Origin of the sequence: Chryseobacterium wanjuense, assembly GCF_900111495.1 — a bacterium.
Lineage (GTDB): Bacteria > Bacteroidota > Bacteroidia > Flavobacteriales > Weeksellaceae > Chryseobacterium > Chryseobacterium wanjuense.
In genome coordinates this window covers 29,570-48,299 of the sequence record NZ_FOIU01000002.1, presented here as the reverse complement: position 1 = coordinate 48,299, position 18,730 = coordinate 29,570, and the positions used below count along the sequence as shown (strand labels likewise).

General features: G+C 34.4%; 20 protein-coding genes and 1 tRNA gene. 9 read left to right on the top strand and 12 right to left on the bottom strand.

The features are described from left to right. Positions 1-54 precede the first annotated feature (54 nt). Both BMX24_RS11870 and BMX24_RS11865 read left to right on the top strand, forming a co-directional pair. Entirely contained in the window at positions 55-594 is a 540-nt protein-coding gene (locus BMX24_RS11870; RefSeq protein ID WP_089792977.1) for a hypothetical protein, read from the top strand. A gap of 52 nt (positions 595-646) precedes the next feature. Next, complete coding sequence (locus BMX24_RS11865) at positions 647-1,159, top strand: hypothetical protein (RefSeq protein WP_089792975.1); 513 nt, start codon at positions 647-649, stop codon at positions 1,157-1,159. Positions 1,160-1,268: 109 nt separating this feature from the next. Here the strand turns inward: BMX24_RS11865 and BMX24_RS11860 are convergent, their stop codons facing one another. Genes BMX24_RS11860 through BMX24_RS11850 form a run of 3 tightly spaced genes read right to left on the bottom strand, consistent with a single transcriptional unit; the run spans position 1,269 to position 2,890 of the window. Further along, the gene (locus BMX24_RS11860; protein WP_089792973.1) at positions 1,269-1,952 is read right to left on the bottom strand and encodes an FKBP-type peptidyl-prolyl cis-trans isomerase; all 684 of its coding nucleotides are present in this window, start codon (positions 1,950-1,952) and stop codon (positions 1,269-1,271) included. 31 nt (positions 1,953-1,983) lie between these two features. Next, complete coding sequence (dtd, locus tag BMX24_RS11855; RefSeq protein ID WP_089792971.1) at positions 1,984-2,433, bottom strand: D-aminoacyl-tRNA deacylase; 450 nt, start codon at positions 2,431-2,433, stop codon at positions 1,984-1,986. Positions 2,434-2,437: 4 nt separating this feature from the next. Then, positions 2,438-2,890 carry a hypothetical protein gene (locus BMX24_RS11850; RefSeq protein ID WP_089792969.1) on the bottom strand — a complete coding sequence of 151 codons (453 nt, stop codon included), beginning with the start codon at positions 2,888-2,890 and terminating at the stop codon, positions 2,438-2,440. Between the two features lie 109 nt (positions 2,891-2,999). Here BMX24_RS11850 and greA point away from each other — a divergent pair, with 109 nt between their 5' ends. The 7 genes from greA to BMX24_RS11815 all read left to right on the top strand — a co-directional run bounded on the left by greA (position 3,000) and on the right by BMX24_RS11815 (position 8,906). After that, positions 3,000-3,470, top strand: coding sequence for a transcription elongation factor GreA (greA, locus tag BMX24_RS11845; RefSeq protein WP_089792967.1), 471 nt, complete (start codon positions 3,000-3,002; stop codon positions 3,468-3,470). Positions 3,471-3,536: 66 nt separating this feature from the next. Next, positions 3,537-3,926: an HIT family protein gene (locus BMX24_RS11840; RefSeq protein ID WP_089792965.1), complete on the top strand. Its 390-nt coding sequence runs from the start codon at positions 3,537-3,539 to the stop codon at positions 3,924-3,926. 74 nt (positions 3,927-4,000) lie between these two features. Beyond that, on the top strand, positions 4,001-5,188 hold the full coding sequence (clpX, locus tag BMX24_RS11835) for an ATP-dependent Clp protease ATP-binding subunit ClpX (RefSeq protein WP_089792963.1): 1,188 nt from the start codon (positions 4,001-4,003) through the stop codon (positions 5,186-5,188). 78 nt (positions 5,189-5,266) lie between these two features. Beyond that, positions 5,267-7,225, top strand: coding sequence for a T9SS type A sorting domain-containing protein (locus BMX24_RS11830; RefSeq protein WP_228404827.1), 1,959 nt, complete (start codon positions 5,267-5,269; stop codon positions 7,223-7,225). A gap of 5 nt (positions 7,226-7,230) precedes the next feature. Then, positions 7,231-7,440 (top strand): signal peptidase, encoded by a 210-nt coding sequence (locus tag BMX24_RS11825; RefSeq protein WP_089792961.1) that lies wholly within the window; start codon positions 7,231-7,233, stop codon positions 7,438-7,440. 61 nt (positions 7,441-7,501) lie between these two features. After that, entirely contained in the window at positions 7,502-8,788 is a 1,287-nt protein-coding gene (locus tag BMX24_RS11820; protein ID WP_089792958.1) for a TlpA family protein disulfide reductase, read from the top strand. Between the two features lie 44 nt (positions 8,789-8,832). Continuing rightward, positions 8,833-8,906, top strand: a tRNA-Met gene (locus BMX24_RS11815). A gap of 59 nt (positions 8,907-8,965) precedes the next feature. On the opposite strand, the gene BMX24_RS11810 is transcribed toward BMX24_RS11815, so the two are convergent. From BMX24_RS11810 to BMX24_RS21200, 9 genes are all read right to left on the bottom strand, one after another. Next, complete coding sequence (locus BMX24_RS11810; protein ID WP_089792956.1) at positions 8,966-10,267, bottom strand: HlyD family secretion protein; 1,302 nt, start codon at positions 10,265-10,267, stop codon at positions 8,966-8,968. Positions 10,268-10,357: 90 nt separating this feature from the next. Beyond that, positions 10,358-10,561, bottom strand: coding sequence for a bacteriocin-like protein (locus BMX24_RS11805; protein WP_089792955.1), 204 nt, complete (start codon positions 10,559-10,561; stop codon positions 10,358-10,360). A gap of 47 nt (positions 10,562-10,608) precedes the next feature. Beyond that, entirely contained in the window at positions 10,609-12,801 is a 2,193-nt protein-coding gene (locus BMX24_RS11800) for a peptidase domain-containing ABC transporter (RefSeq protein WP_089792953.1), read from the bottom strand. 105 nt (positions 12,802-12,906) lie between these two features. Further along, positions 12,907-14,412: a thioredoxin domain-containing protein gene (locus BMX24_RS11795; protein WP_089792951.1), complete on the bottom strand. Its 1,506-nt coding sequence runs from the start codon at positions 14,410-14,412 to the stop codon at positions 12,907-12,909. 127 nt (positions 14,413-14,539) lie between these two features. Continuing rightward, complete coding sequence (locus BMX24_RS11790; RefSeq protein ID WP_089792949.1) at positions 14,540-16,699, bottom strand: peptidase domain-containing ABC transporter; 2,160 nt, start codon at positions 16,697-16,699, stop codon at positions 14,540-14,542. 58 nt (positions 16,700-16,757) lie between these two features. Continuing rightward, positions 16,758-17,840, bottom strand: coding sequence for an HlyD family secretion protein (locus BMX24_RS11785; protein ID WP_089792947.1), 1,083 nt, complete (start codon positions 17,838-17,840; stop codon positions 16,758-16,760). Positions 17,841-17,855: 15 nt separating this feature from the next. Then, positions 17,856-18,299 (bottom strand): CPBP family intramembrane glutamic endopeptidase, encoded by a 444-nt coding sequence (locus tag BMX24_RS11780; protein WP_089792945.1) that lies wholly within the window; start codon positions 18,297-18,299, stop codon positions 17,856-17,858. Positions 18,300-18,354: 55 nt separating this feature from the next. After that, positions 18,355-18,537: a hypothetical protein gene (locus BMX24_RS11775; RefSeq protein WP_089792944.1), complete on the bottom strand. Its 183-nt coding sequence runs from the start codon at positions 18,535-18,537 to the stop codon at positions 18,355-18,357. 35 nt (positions 18,538-18,572) lie between these two features. Continuing rightward, on the bottom strand, positions 18,573-18,728 hold the full coding sequence (locus BMX24_RS21200) for a hypothetical protein (RefSeq protein WP_170835705.1): 156 nt from the start codon (positions 18,726-18,728) through the stop codon (positions 18,573-18,575). Positions 18,729-18,730 lie beyond the last annotated feature (2 nt).

Below are 18,730 nucleotides of genomic sequence, written 5' to 3'. Positions count from 1 at the left end.
AAAATCTATTCAAAAGCCGAAAGCTTTTAAAATTATCATTTAAAAATATATATTATGAAAAAATCCTTATTGCTAATCCCATTGATTATGATTTCCTGTAAAAAAGACCCTGAAGTTTTGGAAACTCAGAATAAAGATTCGGTGGCGGTTACGGAACAGCCTGCTCCTGCAGAAAAAGTAGATTCTGCTGCACTGAGGAAGAAAGATTCAATCATTAACAATGCTCCTAAAACCAAGGAAGTTTTAAGAAAAGGAGTGATGAGAAGCACGAAAGACGGGCAGATTATCAGAACTGCAGATGCAGAACAGCTTCCTTTTACTTTGGGTGAAGAATTTACAAAAGATGATCAGGAATTTATTTTGAAAATAACGGATTTTAATAAACCGAATATCAAAGCCAAAATTTCAACAAAAGAGAAGGATTTTAATATCCGCTTCAACCAGATAAAACTGCCCAACGGCGATTACGACGGGCCTTTCGGAAGAGAAATTTCTTACGATGTGAAAGATAAGGGAGAAGTTTGGCTGATTATCGGGAAAAGCAATATGGCTTCCGGAAATACAAAAGGAAGCTTTACGGTAAGTGTGGAATGATTTTAATTAATTTGGTATAATTTCTGCAAATAAAACTTTAAAATTTACTATTATGAAAAATATATTTTTGACAGCGGCAGTAGCTTCGGTTGCTTTAGTGAGTTGTGGAACAGTGCAGTCGTTGGTTCAGAATACATTTCCTTATACAGCCAATGTTTTAGTATCCACAGGAGTTCCTGCTGATAAAGAGGTTTCTTCCACTGCCACAGCTTCCAATGTTCAGACATGGTTCGGAGGCAACAACAATGCAAAAATTAAAGATGTAAGAATTTCAGATGCAAAAGTTTCTGTGGTTTCACCTTCGGGCGGAAATCTGAGCGCTTTTAAATCAATTAAAGTTTATATCTCTTCAAGCGGAACCGGCGAAAGACTGGTGGCTTCAAGATCTGATATTTCTACTGATGCATCAAGCTTAAATCTGGATTTGGAAAATACCGGATTTTTGGATGAAGTGGTGAAAAGTACAGGTGTTACCGTAAGAACGGTTTATGTATTGAAAAACCAGACAAGTTCGGATATGAACCTTAGAGTTGCTCTTAATTTTAGCAGTGTTCCTGCGAAATAGTTTTATAAAAGTTTATTAAAGAAAACGTCTTTCAAAAATATTGAAAGACGTTTTTTATTTTTAAAAGTTGTTTAAATTTTAAGTTAGTTAAACAAGGTGTTCAGTAAAATTATTTAAAATCCACAAGCTCAACATCAAAAATAAGTGGTGCTCCCGGAGGAATTACTCCACCTGCGCCATTATCTCCGTAGGCAAGGTTTGATGGGATGTAAAATCTGTATTTAGCGCCTTTGCTCATCAGTTGGATACCTTCTGTCCAGCCCGGGATCACTCCGGAAAGGTTCATCTCGATCGGTTTTCCGCCGTTTTTATCGGTAGAATCGAAAACGGTACCGTCTGTCAGTTTTCCGGTGTATGTTACGGTAGCAGTGCTTGATGCGGTAGGTTTTGCTTTTCCGTCACCTTCCTTCAATACTTCATATTGCAAACCGCTGGCTGTTGTTTTTACGTTTTTGTTCAGTTTGTTTTTGGCAAGAAACTCTGCCCCTTTCTTTTTATTTTCTTCAGCTTTTACCTTGGCTTCAGCCTGTCTTTTTTCATTTTGCTTCTGCATAAAACCTTGTAGGAAAGTGTCTTTTTCCCCGGCAGGTAATAATTTCGGCTTATCCGAAAATTCATCTTTTATCGCCTGAGCCATAAGATTCGGATCTATAGAAAATCCTTGTCTTTTCATGTTTTGGGCAATATCCAAACCGATGTAGTAAGATGCTTTTTGGTCCTCAGTATAGTTGGTCTGAGCATAAGAAAAAGTAGTTGCTGTAAGAAGAACTAAGGTAATTAATGTTTTTTTCATTTTTTAATTTAAAATATAATAAGTTGTAAATTTAGGCTTTTGTGATGGAATCCATAACAATTGTTACGGGTCCGTCGTTAATTAATGAAACTTTCATATCTGAACCGAAGATTCCGCTTTCGGTTTTCAGTCCGGATTTTGAAATTTCTTCTTTAAAATAATCAAAAAGAGGAATAGCGGTATCGGGTTTTGCCGCTTTAATGAAAGAAGGGCGGTTTCCTTTTTTATAATCTGCAATTAAGGTAAACTGACTGATACACAGTATCTCTCCGGCTATATCAACGACAGATAAATTGAGCTTTCCTTCATCATCCCCGAAAATTCTTAAGTTTAAAATTTTCTGAACTATCCAGTCAGCATCCGCTTTTGAATCATTTTCATCAATTCCTACCAAAAGCATTAATCCTTTTCCGATCTCACCCACTATTTTTCCATCTACTTTTACATGGGACTCGGAAACTCTCTGTATAACGACTTTCATTTTTTTAATAATAAATATTTAAAATTTTTCCCGCAGGATCATAATTATAAAGATAAGTTTTTGGAGGGACGTTTGCTACTGCAGTCGGCTGTCCGGTAAGCAAAATCCATTGTGCATTGTCTTTCGGGCAAACTACTTTAATATTGTCCTTCACTTCAAGAGTTGTGTTGTTGTCGGGACAAATATGTGGTGCATTTCGGTCGTAAACTTTGAAGGTATTATCGGAAGCTCTTACCACGATAAGTCCTCTCGTTCCGGATTGCTGCTCATTGATATAAACCCAGCCTCCAACCTGGTTCAGAGAATAATAAGCGGGAAGATTCAGGTTTAATGTTACATTGATGGGATTATTGGGGAAACAACTCACGGTATCTTCCCTGCTTCCACATGAATTTATAGATAAATTACTGAAAATCAATAATGTGGTTATAGTTAAGATTGAAAAAGTTTTTTTCATTTCAATTTAAATTTTTATATATTTGTAGAAATTAAACGATTACATCACGAAAACATTGTCCGGCAAATGTCGGATTATTTTTTTATACTAAAACTAAATTTTGAAAATTATGGCAAGCTATGTTACAAAGGAGGGATTAGAGAAAATGAAAGCTGAGCTGGAACAGTTGGAAACTGTGGAAAGACCAAAAATTACTCAGCAGATTGCAGAAGCCAGAGACAAAGGAGATTTGTCTGAAAATGCAGAATACGATGCAGCGAAAGAAGCGCAAGGAATGCTTGAAATGAGAATTTCTAAGCTGAAGGATGTTATTTCTACTTCAAAAATCATAGACGAAAGTCAGCTAGATACTTCAAAAGTTTCGATCCTTACAACGGTGAAACTTAAAAATAACGTGACAAAACAGGAGCAGGTATTTACATTGGTCCCGGATAACGAAAGTGACCTTAAAACAGGGAAAATTTCTGTAAACACGCCGATTGCAAAAGGATTGTTGGGAAAAGTTGTGGGTGAAACCGCAGAAATCACTTTGCCGAACGGAAACAAGCTGTCTTTTGAAGTATTAGACATTACTCTATAATTAATTATTAAATTATTAGAACAATTTTTAACTAATTTCTAACTTCTAAAATCTAATTTCTATAAAATGAGTACAATATTCACAAAGATCATCAACGGCGAAATTCCTTCCTATAAAATTGCCGAAGATGAAAACTTCATTGCGTTTCTGGACGCAATGCCTTTGGTAAAAGGACACACGTTGGTTGTTCCCAAAAAAGAAGTTGATTTAATTTTTGATATGGAAAGCGAAGAGTACAAAAACCTTTGGGGATTTGTTCAGGAAGTTGCCAAAAAAATTAAAAACGCGATCCCATGTGTGAGAGTAGGAGTGGCTGTTGTAGGATTGGAAGTTCCTCATGCACATATTCACCTGATTCCTTTGAATAAAATGGAGGATATGAACTTTAGGAATGAGAGATTGAAATTGTCAAACGAAGAGTATACTGAGATTCAGAACTCGATTATTAATTCTTAAAAAAATAACAGAAACTCGTAAAACCAACTTTTACGAGTTTCTTTAATCTATACCTTATATATTATATATAAAAAATGAATTCAAACCAATGTTCTTTCTGCGGAAGAAAAAGAAATGAAGTGCAGATGCTGATTTCCGGTCAGAATGGCTTTATTTGCGAAAACTGTATAGAACAGGCTCATGCAATTGTAAAAGACAGTTCTTCAAAGGCGGGATATTCACCTGCAGAAAATATAGACGAACTTAAAAAGCCTAAAGAGATTAAAGAATTTCTTGATCAGTACGTAATAGGACAGGATCAGGCTAAAAAACAATTATCGATTGCGGTTTATAATCATTATAAAAGACTGCTTCATGCTCAGGACGAAAACAGAGAGGTCGAGCTGGAAAAATCGAACATCATCATGATTGGTGAAACGGGAACCGGTAAAACTTTGTTGGCAAAAACCATCGCAAGAGAACTTAATGTTCCGTTCTGTATCGTCGATGCCACTATTTTAACGGAAGCCGGCTATGTAGGAGAAGATGTTGAAAGCATTCTTTCCAGACTTTTAATGGTTGCAGATTATGATGTAGAAAAAGCGGAAAGAGGAATCGTATTTATCGATGAGATTGATAAAATTGCCAGAAAATCTGATAATCCGAGCATTACAAGAGATGTTTCGGGAGAGGGAGTTCAGCAGGGATTGTTGAAATTGCTGGAAGGAAGTATTGTAAATGTACCGCCTCAGGGAGGAAGAAAACATCCGGATCAGAAATATATTCAGGTAAATACACAGAATATTTTGTTCATCGCCGGAGGTGCTTTTGACGGAATTAAAGAAATCATTGAGCGAAGAATGAACAAGCAGGCCATTGGTTTCAGCTTCGAAAAAATCAATAAAACAGACGAAGAAGAATATATATTAACAAATATTAATGCAATTGACCTTCGTTCTTTCGGATTAATTCCCGAACTTTTGGGAAGATTTCCAATCATTACTTATCTCGATAAACTCACAAAAGAGACGATGGTAAGAATCATGAAGGAGCCGAAAAACTCTATTGTGAATCAATTTATAGAGCTTTTCAAAATGGATGGCACAAATTTGGTATTCACAGATGGCGCAATTGAAAAGATTGTTGAGGAAACTATTGAAAAAGGATTAGGGGCGAGAGGACTTCGCGGAACTACCGAAAAAGTGCTTGAAGACTATATGTTTTCAATAGGTGAAGAAAAGGAAATAATATTAACAGAAGATAATATTTTTGTTAATAAATAAAAAATATTTTGTTTTTTCTGTAAAAAAACATACCTTTGCAGTTGAGATATTGTATTAACACACAAATAATTATATACAATGAGAAAAAGTTTATTTGCTATTGGATTATTGGCAGTGGTAAGTTCTGTTCAGGCGCAGAATGTTCTAGTACACGTAGATGACGCTGCTACAACGTATGTGAGTAAAGGCACCCTACTATACAGTGGTGGTGGCCTACAAATGAAAGCTACGGGGAAAGTTGAAAATCATGGAAACATTATGGTTTCCGGAGCTGCATCAGATTCTTTTAAAACAATTGATGCTTCTAACGTAGATAAAACAGAAGCTACCGGTGGTGGTAATTTCGTTAACATGCTTAACGAACCTACTGCTTACAATCAGGTAAATACGAATAGTTCTTCTGCTACTCCCGTTTATACTTACGGACAATTATTCATTTCAGGGATTCCTCAAGCAAACCTTACAGGTATTGTAGATCAGGAATTTAGAGCTGTAAATCATGGAACTTACCAACAGATTGGTTTGCCTTTCTATGATAAAACTGCCTCTACATTGAGTGCGGAGTTAGGTAAAACTTTTACTAATACAAGGTATTCTAAAAATGAGATTCTTACTTGGAATAACTCAACTGTAGTTTCTGAAAACTTCTCTACTTCATCAAAATTAGGAGTAGCTAAGCCGGGAACTGCTTATTATATGTTGGGTGGTACTGGTCTTGACGTGAGTAATACTACTAGAGTTGTAAAAGGTCGTCCGGTTGCGGATGATGCTGCTACAGCGATTCCTTTACAAGGAGCTGGTGCTTCTGTAAATTTTGGTACAAACGGTAACTCTACAAACCAGTATAACGAGAAGTATAATACTTATCTGCAGGATGGTTTCGAAACTACACCTTGGCAGGGTAGTTATGGTAAGAACTGGTATCAGTTCTCAAATCCCTTCTTAACCAACTTAGATTTGTCAAGAATTGCTGTTAATGAAGGCCCTAATGGAGATGGTGTTAATTTAACAACTATTCAAGGGGTTAGATTAGAAGTTTCCGGAGTAACTACTACTCAAACAGGTGGTACAGGTTCAGCTTCATATAAATTTATTACGTTTACTTCAGGGGTACCTACAGGTGACGTAGATTATATGATGGTAAGACCTATGGGTACTTTTGCAATTAAGTTACTTAATAATACAGCTTCTGATTCGTTTAATTTTGCGAATCTTAGAAGATTTAATTATTATAGTAGAGCAGCAGGAACTGATTATAGCGTTGTTGCTAATAAAAATGCTGCAAAAATTGGAACTGTTAAGCAATTAGGAGTTGTTGCTCTTGATGCTAACGGAAAAGAAGTAGGCAGAACGTACTATGTAGTTTATCCTAACGGAACGACGGGACACTCTTCTACAGATGCAAAAACTCAGGTAAAAGCAACTTCAGCTGACCTTGTGGGTACTTTCGAAGAAGCTCTAACTGGTGGTTATGACAATAACTATACTGGTCAGTACTGGTTATATATTAATGAAGCTAACGAAAATAATTTCAAAGGAAAAAATATTAAGTTAGTAAACTATGACATGAATAAAGTTAAATCTTACAAATTCGAAATTAGAGAAAATGCAGAATTGGTAAGTGACGGGACTCATGCCTTATCTTCTGGAACTGGATTCTATTTTAAAGCACCAAACGGAATTGCTCAGCAAGCTAAGCAAGGAGATGTTGTTCCTGCAAGTGCAGCAGAATTTGATCTATACTATGGAGAACCTAGTAGCGTTGTGTTGGCGGTAAGTAAGCCAGACGTTACTCCTTCAAGAACAATGGTAGTTTATAACCCACAAATTACAAACTACGTTGTTAGATTTGATCCGAACTGGAAAAAAGCAGATATTGAGGTTTATGATATGAGTGGTAAATTAGTAATCTCTAAAAAAGCGGTTAGTACTTCTACAGATTTTGTAATTGAACTTGATGGTAAAATTAAAAATTCTTATGTAGTAAAAATCGTTTCAGACAAGGGAGAAACTGTTAACACAAAAATCTTAAAATAAAATATATGAAAACTATAAATAAACTAGTATCAGCTCTTTTTCTTTTAGCCGTTTTATTGGTTAATGCACAACCGCCAAATCCAGGAAGTGGTGGTGGAGGTGTAGGTCCGGGAGCACCGGCTTCGCCGATTGATATGTATGTATATGTTCTGGGTATGATTGCAGTAATGTTTATTGCATTCTTTACAAAGAAATATTCAAGCAATAAAATATAAAATTTTATTAAAATAATATTAAACTCTCTGTTTACTCAGAGAGTTTTTTTATTTTTACGATATGAAAAAGATTTATACAATTTCAGCATTATTAGCTGCATTTTCTATACAGGCTCAGTTTACTGTTACGATTCAGACGCCGCCGGATTTCAAAGATCAAGATGCGATTCTATATACTTTAAATGGTTCTAAGGATATCATTGTATCGAAAGAGCAAAGTAAAAACAATACCTGGACTTTCAAGTATCCGAAAAATTATATGGGAATGATGAAAGTCTATTTCCCTAGTTCAAACAATACATTCAATTTTATTTCTGAAAATAAAAATGTAAATGTTAAGCTTGAGACTCAAACCAATAAAATTAAAAACGTGGTTTACCTGGATGAAGCGAATGATATTATGAGCAAAATTCAGGAAGGATCTCAGAAAAAGGAATTGATTCTACCAGCGTTGTCTCAAATCAAAGAATATTATAAAGATGATACAGAGTTTGGAAAAGCTTTGAAAACAGAAATCAACAGACTTTCCGGAGGATTAAGCGGAGTTGATCAGACTCAGCATCCATTCATTTATTATTATAATACAAACTACAATAAATATCTTTCTAATGATGCCTCTAAAAAGGTAAACCAGGAGGAGATTATTACTTTTATTGATAAGTCTAATGACATGTTGGAGACATCATCACTATTAAGACCTATTTTGGTGGGATATCTTAATTCCGGAGGAAATACCAATGTTACAGCTTCTGTAGATAAGCTTTTAGACAGATTAAAAGTAGAAACACCAAGAGGACAGGTAGTTTTATCTGAGCTGATTGATATTTTTGATGTCTATGAAATGGCAGACTATAAAAATAAATACCTTAACCTAGCCAAAGACCTTAAATGTACGATCACAGACAGGTTGGCCTCTACTTTAAAATCCAATGCGAATGTGGAAATGGGAGCTGGATTTCCTAACTATAAGTTCCAGGCACCAGTAAATACAACTGCAAAATCGCTTTACGATATCAAAGCTGATAAAAAAGTTGTGGTATTCTGGTCTTCTACCTGCTCACACTGTGAAAGCGAACTTCCTCAATTACTGGCAAAATACAACGATCTGAAGACTAAAAACGTTCAGGTAGTAGGATTGTCATTGGATGTAGACAAAGACTCTTATACTAAAAAAATATCGGCATTTCCTTGGGTCAATGATTCAGAATTGAGAGGATGGAACAGTACTTATGTAGATACGTACAATGTTCATGCAACTCCGACGTATTTTATTTTGGATGCTAACAATAAGATAATCAGTAAACCAGATCATGTTGGCGATGTTTTGGAATATTTTAAGTTAAAATAAATTTGGTGGTAGCGAATATTTTCCTATATTTGCACCACGAAAACGGCGAGGTAGCTCAGGTGGTTAGAGCGTTGGATTCATAACCCAAAGGTCACGGGTTCAAATCCCGTCTTCGCTACAAAATATAAAACCGAAACAGATATGTTTCGGTTTTTATTTTTCTATAGATTTCCTGTCTTAGCTTTGATATCCTAGCAATTTTCTCATTTGATAGAAAAATCTTTCGATTAATCTTAAATCCTGTGTAACGATTTCAGCATTACCTTTAAGCTCTTTATCAAAAGGAAGATTTTTATGATAGCTTGTTTTTAAACCTTTAGGAAGAATAACATCAACATAATAATTTCCGTCTTTGTCAGGTGAGAGGGAAATATTTTGCACTTTACCTTCTACAATGCCATATTCCTGATAGCGGTAATTGTCAAGTTTGATTAAAACTTTTTCTCCGGGAGTCACCTTCCCTGAATTGGTTGCCGGTACAGCCATTCTGCCTACCAAATTTTCCTTGTTTTTAGGTAAGATAGAGATAATGACATCTCCAGCCTTTACAAACTGATTTTCGCCAAAAAACTGCTGAAAACTTGCAAGACCTTCCGTATTGGAAATGATCAGGTAGCTTTGTTCCCATTGTTTTAATGATTTTCTTAATTGCTCAAATAACTGCAGTGTCTGAGAAGAGTAAGTAATCTTATCTTTTTCTGTATTGATGGCGGTTCCACTTTTTGTTTTATTGAGATTTGAAATTCCTTCTTCGATCTGAGAAAGGGAAATCGTAATGTTTTCCAGATTTTGTTGAGCCTGAAGGTATTTTATTTTTTCGTTTTCCAGTTCTACGGCAGCGATAACACCCTGGTTGAATAATTCCTGGGAACGCTGATAATTTTTCTTGGTCAGCTCATATTTTGCCTGTTCCAGGCTTTTTTGTTGTCTGAGCGTTGCCGTTCTTATTTTATATTCGGAAAGACTCTGATTAGCGGCTAAATTTTCCGGGGCATAAGGCTGAAGTCTTGTAAATAAAGCTTCATCCTGAAAAGCTTTTGCAAAATTGTTGTAATCACCCTGCAATTCGCCTAATTTAAAATGCGAAGTTTCCTGAAGCGGAAAAGAAGCCAGCTGGTTGGGAGCAATCGAATCGATCAATCTTTTTAGTTCTAAAACATCTTTATAGTTTGCCGTAGACTGCATCACCATCAAAACTTCATTTTTTTTAACCTGTTGATGGTTTTTAATGAATATTTTTTCGATTTTAGAATTGGTTCTTGCTTCCAGTTTTTCCGGTGGATTCTGGGAGGTTACCACAATCGGGGCAGGAACAAATTCCGGGTATTTTATTATATAGCTCATGATTAAAATGAGCACAAGAATGATAAAAATAATGCTATTTCCCCAGCGGATCATCCAATGAGGAGGTTGTGTGAGAATATCCTGAACGCTTTCGGAGCGTAGTTCAATATTGTCTAAAATGTCTTTTTGTGTCATTTGTTGTTTAAAATTTTATAAACCCCTTTCAGAGTTCGAAAACTCTGAAAGGGGTTTCAATAATCTCAATTTCAAGATTACTGAAAATTCTTATAATGGTAATGTATAATCACATTTAGGATTATTACCCGGTTCTACTCCCGGAATGTCACCATCCGGACAATAACGGTTGCATGCATTCCATTGTTTCACATTGTTGATGTAACAGAAACAATTGCAAGGAAATACAGGAATTGGACCTGCACCATGCACTTCTCTTAAGTTTTTTCTTTCGATTTTTCTTAAATTTTTCATAACTATAAGATTTTGAGTTGGTTATTTAAATTTAATGAAAATATTAATCAATTTCCTAATTCCAATTGATTTTTTACCAATCTGTAGTATTCGCCCTTCAAAGCGACCAATTCGGCATGATTTCCTTCTTCCACAACTTTTCCTTTATCCAAAACAACGATCTTATCGGCGTGTTTCACTGTGGAAAGTCTGTGTGCAATGACAATTGCGGTTTTTCCTTTGAAGAATTGTTCGAGATTTTCCATGATAACTCTCTCATTATTGGCGTCAAGCGCAGAGGTGGCTTCATCAAAGAAAATATATTCGGGAGATTTGTAAACGGCTCTGGCAATGAAAAGTCTTTGCTTTTGACCGCCGCTTATTCCCAATCCTTCGTTACCGATTTTGGTGTTGTAGCTTAAGGGCAATTCTTCGATAAAGTCTTTAATATTGGCGATTTCTACAGCTCTTCTCAACTTTTGCTTATCCACATAATCTTCCCCCACAGCAACATTATTCGCAATCGTATCATTGAAAACATAACCTTCCTGCATGACAACTCCGCAGTGATCTCTCCAGAATCTTGGAGAAATATTTTTCAGTTTTGTGTTTCCCAGTTTTATTTCGCCCTGTGTAGGTTCGTAAAATTTCATTAATAATTTTAAAAGAGTCGTTTTTCCGCTCCCGCTGGCTCCTACGATGGCTGTTGTTTTTTGAAAAGGAATATTTAACGTTAAATTTTCGAAAACATAAGCATCCGAACCAATATATCTGAAAGAAACATTATCTATTTCAATATCTTTTTGGGGAAGATCGTGAATATACTGCTCGTCTTTGCTTTCTTCATCATCCTTATCGTGAATTTCACCCAATCGTTCCAATGAAATTTTGGCATCCTGGGTTTGTTTAATAAAATCAATCAATTGTAACAACGGACTATTCAGCTGCCCAATAATGTACTGAACGGAAAGCATCATCCCCAACGTTAAATTTCCACTTAAAACAAGCTTAGCAGATAGAAAACTTACCAGAATATCTTTCATTTGGTTGATAAAATTTCCTCCAACAGACTGCCATTGTTCAAGGGAGAGCGATTTTATTCTTATTTTAAATAATTTTACCTGCAAAAATTCCCAATCCCAGCGTTTTTGTTTTTCGGCATTATGCATTTTAATTTCCTGCATCCCGTTGATAAGCTCAATCACTTTACTTTGCTCCTGAGAAACCTGAGAGAATCTTTTGTAGTCGAGTTCTTTTCTTTTATTAAGGAAAAAACTGATCCATCCGATGTAGGCAATGGCTCCGACAAGGTAAACGATGAACAGCCTGTAATCATAAAGTAAAAGAACAATACTGAAAATGATCAGGTTGACCAATGAAAACAGGGTGTTGAGCGAAGAGCTTGTAAGAAGCTGTTCAATTCTGTGATGGTCGTTGATTCTCTGCATGATATCTCCGGTCATTCTCGTATCAAAGAAACTGATGGGCAGCTTCATGAGCTTAATAAAGAAATCGGAAATAATTGAAATATTGATTCTTGCAGAAAGGTGAAGTAAAATCCAGCTTCGGATCACCTCAATTCCCATTCTGCCCAGAAAAAGCATTATTTGTGCTAAAAGAACAAGGTAAATAAAATTAAGATCCTGATTCTGAATCCCGACATCGACAATACTCTGCGTAAGGAAAGGAAAAATAAGCGACAGTAAACTTCCCGCCAAAAGTCCGACGGCAAGCTGAATGACAAGTGATTTGTATTTTAATAAATATTTTGACAAAAAGCTAAAGCTGGCCTTACTTTCATGATCATCAAACTCTGTCTGAAAAAAAGCAGGCGTGGTTTCCAGGATTAAGGCAATTCCTTCTTCTGTTTTTTCGTTTGCATTTTCGCCGATCCAGAGTTTTATGAATTCTTCTCTATTGTAGGTAATCAGGCCATAACTCGGATCTGAAATATAGACTTTATTATTTTTATCAATTTTATAGACAATTACGAAATGGTTTTTGTTCCAGTGAACAATGCATGGAAAAGGAACTTCTTCGGCAAGTGTTTCGAAATTAATCTGAACACCCAAAGAACGAAATCCCAAATCTTCGGCAGCATCACTTAACCCAAGCAGGCTGCTCCCTTCCCTGGTCGTTTCCGAGAGGTTACGGATTTGTTGTAAGGAAATGGTTTTTCCGTAATGTTTGCTTACAATACGAAGACAGGTCGGTCCGCAGTCTTTGGAGTCAGGTTGGCGGTAAAAGGGAAAAGATTTCAATTTTTATCGATTTGTATTAAAATAAATTGCCGTCATGGTGACGACAGTTTTTTTCTGCTTGGATTTTTTTTAAACTTTTCTAAATTAAGGATTTTTTATCAATGTTTACATTTCTTCATCTTCTATCAATTCATCAATAAAATAATAGATATCTTCACGGTCATACTTATCCGGGAACTGATATCCGTTGAGCAATATAATAGGAGTGAAGTTCAATCCGGCATCTCTGTTTTCGGCAGACATATTCACTAAAGGTGTAAGATCTTCATGACTTGAAGTCGCGCCGGTTTTTTGTCTTATTTTTTCTTCATCTCTTGTTTCGAACCAATATTCAACAGTCTGTAGAAAATCTTTTTCAGGCTTGTTTTTGTAGACATACGTGAAATCTGAAATAAGATGGGTGAACTTTTCGTTCTGTTTGTCGGGAGAATAATTAAATCTCATCTGTACGGAAATCTCATCGGGATATTTTTCCAGCAGATTTTCCATAATCTTGTGGGCGTCTTTACAAAATCCACAATAGGGATTTGATATAATTGAAATTTTCAATCTGGCATCTTTATTTCCTACAGAGAACGTTTCATTGTCACTGAATGTAATTTTTTCTTTTTCTGTCAGTTCTCTTTTAAAAAGGTCATAATTTCTTTTAAATCTTAGGTTTTTGGTATTGGATTTTTGTAGACTGTCCTTTTCGTTTAATGTATTGTTTAAATATAAAACCAATGAGAAAGAGGTGATCCATAAGATAAGGCTTAATAAAGATGTTTTTAAATCAAAATAAATGTTATCAAAAAAGAAAACCGCAATTACCAGTTGAGCAACCAAAATTGAAATGATCACCAGGCAAACCCTGCAGAAAGTTTTCTCTACAAATCCCTGAATATATAATGAATATCCAATGGCAATCACCGATGCAAAAGTGAATCCTTTTATAATAAATGAAGTGGCCGGTAAAAATAAACCGAGAATAGTAATTCCGATAAAATAAATTAATGAAAAATCTGAAAACTTTAATCCAAGTATGCTTGTTTTATCCTGATTGATGATTTTATTACAGGAATTTACAGTCTGCCTGTCTGCCGTATCACCACAAATACTTCCTATAACTGCTGATGTATTTCCAAATTTTTGGTTGAAAATCTCCAGAGAAATATATACTCCGATCATTGATAAAATATTGAATACCAATTGATACCAGGCGTGATTCAGAAGTGAATAAATCGCAATGATTGCAAGTGTGACATAGATAAAAGGCTTATAGCTTGTGACCGTTTTGGTGTCTGCATTTTCCTTTTCAAATAACAAAACGAAATCGGTAGATTTTTTATGAAGCTCATCTTTATTTAAAGTTTTCGCTTTATCTGAATATATTGAATAATTATTTCCTGTTTTCTTAACCAAAGAGAAGGTATTATCAACAATAGCGATAAATTCTTCAGGTAGTTCATCCCAATATTCTTTGTCCAGTTCGTACGCATCATTTCTTACTCCCATAAAGTTCAAAGTATCGCTAAAAGCCAATGCTGAAGGGTAATTAGGATGTGAACTGAACTGAAAAAGAAACTCCTGTTTATCGAGTTTGAGATAGTTGATGAGTTTATCCAATAGCATATTAATATTTTTAACTAAAATACGCAGATGTTTGAAAAAAACAAATGGTTTTTCAATTTTATGTGATTTATATTGTTCCTAATATAAATAAAAGTATGGTTAAGATTAGATCAATCATCAATTATATTTAAGTTAGTTTTTTGCCTTGTTTTTCCCACATAGATTTATAAACGGAATCTTTATCAAGAAGTTCTATATGACTGCCTTGTTCTATAATTTGTCCATCTTTCATTACCAAAATCGTATTAGCATTGGCAATCGTACTCAAACGATGTGCAATGACAATCATAGTTTTCCCTTGATTTTTAAATTCTTGCAATGTATTTTGAATAACTAATTCCGATTCTGTATCCAATGAAGAAGTAGCTTCGTCCAAAATTAAAATCTCAGGATTTTTATATAAAGCTCTTGCAATGGCAATTCTTTGTTTCTGTCCACCGGATAGCAAAGCTCCGTTTTCACCTAAATAAGTTTGAAAACCGTTTGGAAGTTTTTCTACAAAATTTAATATTCCAAGCTTTTTAGTAATGTCTAAAATTTTATGTATATCTGGAAAATCCTCTCCTAAAGCAATATTTTCAATAACGTTTCCTGAAAACAAATCTATTTGTTGAGGAACCACGGAAACTAAATTTCTTAAAGAATAATTAGATATATAATTAATATCATAATCTCCAATCATGATTTTACCTGTTTTAAGTGGATATAAATTTTGAATTAGAGAAGCTAAAGTTGTTTTACCACTACCACTTTCTCCAACAATAGCTGTTGTTTCTCCTTTTTTTATAAGAGAATTAAAATTTGTAAAAACTTCTGTTCTACTACCATAGCTAAAACTAACATCTTTAAATTGAATATCTCCAATATTTTCACTTGTAATATCTATTTTTTCAGTATTCTCTTCACGTTCCAAATCCATGATTTCAAAAAGGCGGTCAGCGGCAATCAAAGCATTTTGAATAGTTTTATTCATTCCTATTAGTTGTGACACAGGACTTGTAAAATATCCGATTAAAGCATAAAAAGACAGCAATTCTCCAGGCGTGATAACTCTATCAATAACATAACCTGAACCTGCCCAAAGTAATACAATGGTAAATATTCGGGATAAAAACTCTGATGAATTTCCTGAAAACAAAGCATTCATTACCGAAGCATAAATTGTTTTTAATAATTTTGAAAAAGTATTATCCGTTTTATTATTAGCAAAAGTTTCTACTCCAAATTGCTTAATGGTTTTTACAGATGTTATTGATTCAACCAAATGAGATTCCAATTCGGCACTTTCTTCCATTAATTGCCTTTCTGCTTTTTTATTTAATTTATTGGTAATCCAATACACTAAAAAATAAAAAGGTATCACCAATGCTGTAATTAATGCCAGCTTCCAATAATAAGTGAACATTAAAGCAAATGAAAAAATAATAATAAAAATATTTACAAAAATCTGTATGGAAACATCATTAATAAAAGTCCTTATTTTCACAGCATCATTTACCCTTGAGATAATTTCTCCAACTTTCATAGTATCAAAAAAACGCTGCGGAAGTTTTAGTAAATGTTTGTAATAACCGAGAATAAGGTGTTTGTCCATCTTTTGTCCTGTCTGTAATACTAAAATACTTTTCATAGCTCCAATAAAAATTTGAAACAATAGTATTACAATCATTCCTACAGAAAGTAGATTTAAAAGTCGTTTATTTCCGTCTATCAGAACATAATCTGTTATTTTTTCAATATAAATAGAGGTTGATAATCCTAAAATAGTATATACTAATGCGCCTAATAAAGCTTGGATTAAAATACTTTTGTGAGGTTGGACTAAGTTCCAGAATCTTTTGTAGAGGCTTGTTTTTTCATTTCTTTGTTCAAAATATTCATTAGGTTCTAATAGGATAAGAACTCCTGTCCATATTTTTGAAAACTCTTCTATTTTATAATCCTCCAATTTTCCTCTTGCGGGATCCATCACTGTAATTTTGTCTTTTGCAACTTTGTAAACGACCACATAATGATGCATTTGCCCGTTAACAACAACATGAGCAATAGCTGGCAATGGAAGTTCCGGCAAAGCATCAATACCTCCTTTTACCCCTTTTGCATTGAAACCCATTTGCTCCAACCCCTGTATTAAACCTAAAACATTCGTTCCCCTTGTATCAGTATGGCAGATCTGCCTGATCTTGGCGATAGGCATTTTTAATCCGTAATGGATGGCAACGGAAGCAAGACAAGCAGCACCACAGTCTTTGATGTCATGTTGGCGAATCAATATATTTTTTTTCATTTGTGCGTTAAAACTTTAAAATTATAGTAAAAGTTTTCATGGTATTTTACATAAAGGCTTATTTTAGTTTAGGGTTGAACCAATCGTCAACACGGTCAAATAATAACTGCCATAATGTGCGGTCAATTAGATGAAAGCGTGCTGTAAAGGTCATTCCTTTATCAATTTGTCCTTTGTAGCCGTTTTTCAATTGTAAATAGTTTTTATCCATTTGGCAGAGAACCCTAAAGAAAGCTTCTCCGGTTTGTTCGTTAATTTTAATATTCTGATCAATTTCAGAAACCCTGCCTTCCAATAAGCCCCATTGATTGTAATTATAAGTATCGATCTGGTATTTTACGGTCTGACCTGTATGAATAAAACCTATATCTTTTGGGGAAACCAAACATTCTGCAACCAGTGAAACTTCCGGTGAAATTTCTCCTATGTCTTGTCCTTGCGTTAGAAAATTATTTTTCTGTATTCCGGAGAAATTAACAAGCCTACCAGAAATAGGTGCTGTGATGATATAGTTTTTTTGCTCCTGATTAATACGTTGCACTTCTGAACCTAAAGAACGGATTTGCCTTTCTACTTCTCTTTTCTGCGTTTGCCATTGGGCAATTTGTTGTTCTCTTATTCCTGCAATCTGGTTTTTAAGTCCTTGAAGATTGTAGAAAAACTTATCATATTCTGCTTTTGGAATTACCCCTTGATTGTAAAGAGTTGCTGCTCTGTCAAAATCTTTTTGAGCTAGAGACAATTGTGTTTGTACCTGAGCAATTTTCTCCTGCATAGCGGATAATTCTCTTTGATATTGCCCGGTTTGTAAACCGGAAATTTGTCCTCTTGTAAGTTTATTTAAGTCTTGCAACTGTGCTGAATAATCTGAACTTTGGCTGTTTTGCAAATTCTTTTGAGTATCCAGCTGCTCTGCTGTTACGATGAGCAAAGTATCCCCTTGTTTTATCTCCTGATTATTCTTTTCTAGTTTACTATAAATAATTCTCCCAGAAACAATAGCAGAAATTTTTGTGTTCTCCTGAACAGATCGTATCACTCCTCTTGAAGATGAGGAAATGGGAACTTTTATTATTGGTAAAATGCATAGGAGTGTAATTACAAGAATTAAAATTCCTATATAAATTGATTTTTTAAACATTGAAAAAAGTGATTTTTACATTACAAATAAAAAACCGTAAAGATTAAATAGCACATGAAAAATGGCTGTTAAAATAAAACTATACTTACGAGCATGTTTATAATAATAAACATAAAGATTATTTAAAATTAATCCCCCAAAAAATGTCATAACAATATATAACCAATTATAGTAATGCATTGACGAAAAGATCATACTCATAATAATTATACAAATCAACTCATTCTTTACTTTCATCCATTTGGTTAAAATCAAGTATGGAAGATATTGGAATATAAAAGTTTCTATAAAAGGAGCAACGAGAATGGCAATAAAGTTTAGTTCATTTTTTGAAATGTTTGGATTTTTATTTTGATTTACATCAAAATGTAGATACATATCATTGATATAATTAAAAAAATATCCATTTAGTACAGCAAAGACAAATGAAATTATAAAGAAAATAACTAGCTTTTTCATAAATAATAAAATGCTACCTTATTATAAAGGTAGCAATTTTTAATAATTAATATTATTAATTATAACCACCTCTCGGTCCTCCAACAGGATGCGAAGCGATTGTATCTGCGGCAGCTACTATTGCATTAGCTGCAGCATGAGCACCAGCTCCGATTGCATAAGCAACATCATACCAGAATCCATCACCGCCATTAATTGATAATAGTTCATCGTTTGTAAGTGTTTCTAAATTTTTCATATTGTAGATTTTTTAATTAAATAATTTAATGAGAATTAATGACCAGCACTAGCATAATAGCCTGCCAATGCAACCTGATGTACATATTCATGTGCTAGAGCACCGACTGCATAAGCTACATCATACCAAAAACCATCACCTCCGTTAACTGCTAATAATTCAGAGCTTGTAAGTGTTTCTAAGTTTTTCATAT

Coding starts and splice junctions, on each gene's coding strand:
- BMX24_RS11790 (WP_089792949.1), bottom strand. CDS start 16,699: ATGAAAAAAAATATATTGATTCGCCAACATGACATCAAAGACTGTGGT.
- BMX24_RS11775 (WP_089792944.1), bottom strand. CDS start 18,537: ATGAAAAATTTAGAAACACTTACAAACGATGAACTATTATCAATTAAT.
- BMX24_RS11860 (WP_089792973.1), bottom strand. CDS start 1,952: ATGAAAAAAACATTAATTACCTTAGTTCTTCTTACAGCAACTACTTTT.
- BMX24_RS11865 (WP_089792975.1), top strand. CDS start 647: ATGAAAAATATATTTTTGACAGCGGCAGTAGCTTCGGTTGCTTTAGTG.
- BMX24_RS11785 (WP_089792947.1), bottom strand. CDS start 17,840: ATGTTTAAAAAATCAATTTATATAGGAATTTTAATTCTTGTAATTACA.
- BMX24_RS11780 (WP_089792945.1), bottom strand. CDS start 18,299: ATGAAAAAGCTAGTTATTTTCTTTATAATTTCATTTGTCTTTGCTGTA.
- BMX24_RS11830 (WP_228404827.1), top strand. CDS start 5,267: ATGAGAAAAAGTTTATTTGCTATTGGATTATTGGCAGTGGTAAGTTCT.
- BMX24_RS11795 (WP_089792951.1), bottom strand. CDS start 14,412: ATGCTATTGGATAAACTCATCAACTATCTCAAACTCGATAAACAGGAG.
- BMX24_RS11810 (WP_089792956.1), bottom strand. CDS start 10,267: ATGACACAAAAAGACATTTTAGACAATATTGAACTACGCTCCGAAAGC.
- BMX24_RS11870 (WP_089792977.1), top strand. CDS start 55: ATGAAAAAATCCTTATTGCTAATCCCATTGATTATGATTTCCTGTAAA.
- dtd (WP_089792971.1), bottom strand. CDS start 2,433: ATGAAAGTCGTTATACAGAGAGTTTCCGAGTCCCATGTAAAAGTAGAT.
- greA (WP_089792967.1), top strand. CDS start 3,000: ATGGCAAGCTATGTTACAAAGGAGGGATTAGAGAAAATGAAAGCTGAG.
- BMX24_RS11850 (WP_089792969.1), bottom strand. CDS start 2,890: ATGAAAAAAACTTTTTCAATCTTAACTATAACCACATTATTGATTTTC.
- BMX24_RS11825 (WP_089792961.1), top strand. CDS start 7,231: ATGAAAACTATAAATAAACTAGTATCAGCTCTTTTTCTTTTAGCCGTT.
- BMX24_RS21200 (WP_170835705.1), bottom strand. CDS start 18,728: ATGAAAAACTTAGAAACACTTACAAGCTCTGAATTATTAGCAGTTAAC.
- clpX (WP_089792963.1), top strand. CDS start 4,001: ATGAATTCAAACCAATGTTCTTTCTGCGGAAGAAAAAGAAATGAAGTG.
- BMX24_RS11840 (WP_089792965.1), top strand. CDS start 3,537: ATGAGTACAATATTCACAAAGATCATCAACGGCGAAATTCCTTCCTAT.
- BMX24_RS11820 (WP_089792958.1), top strand. CDS start 7,502: ATGAAAAAGATTTATACAATTTCAGCATTATTAGCTGCATTTTCTATA.
- BMX24_RS11805 (WP_089792955.1), bottom strand. CDS start 10,561: ATGAAAAATTTAAGAAAAATCGAAAGAAAAAACTTAAGAGAAGTGCAT.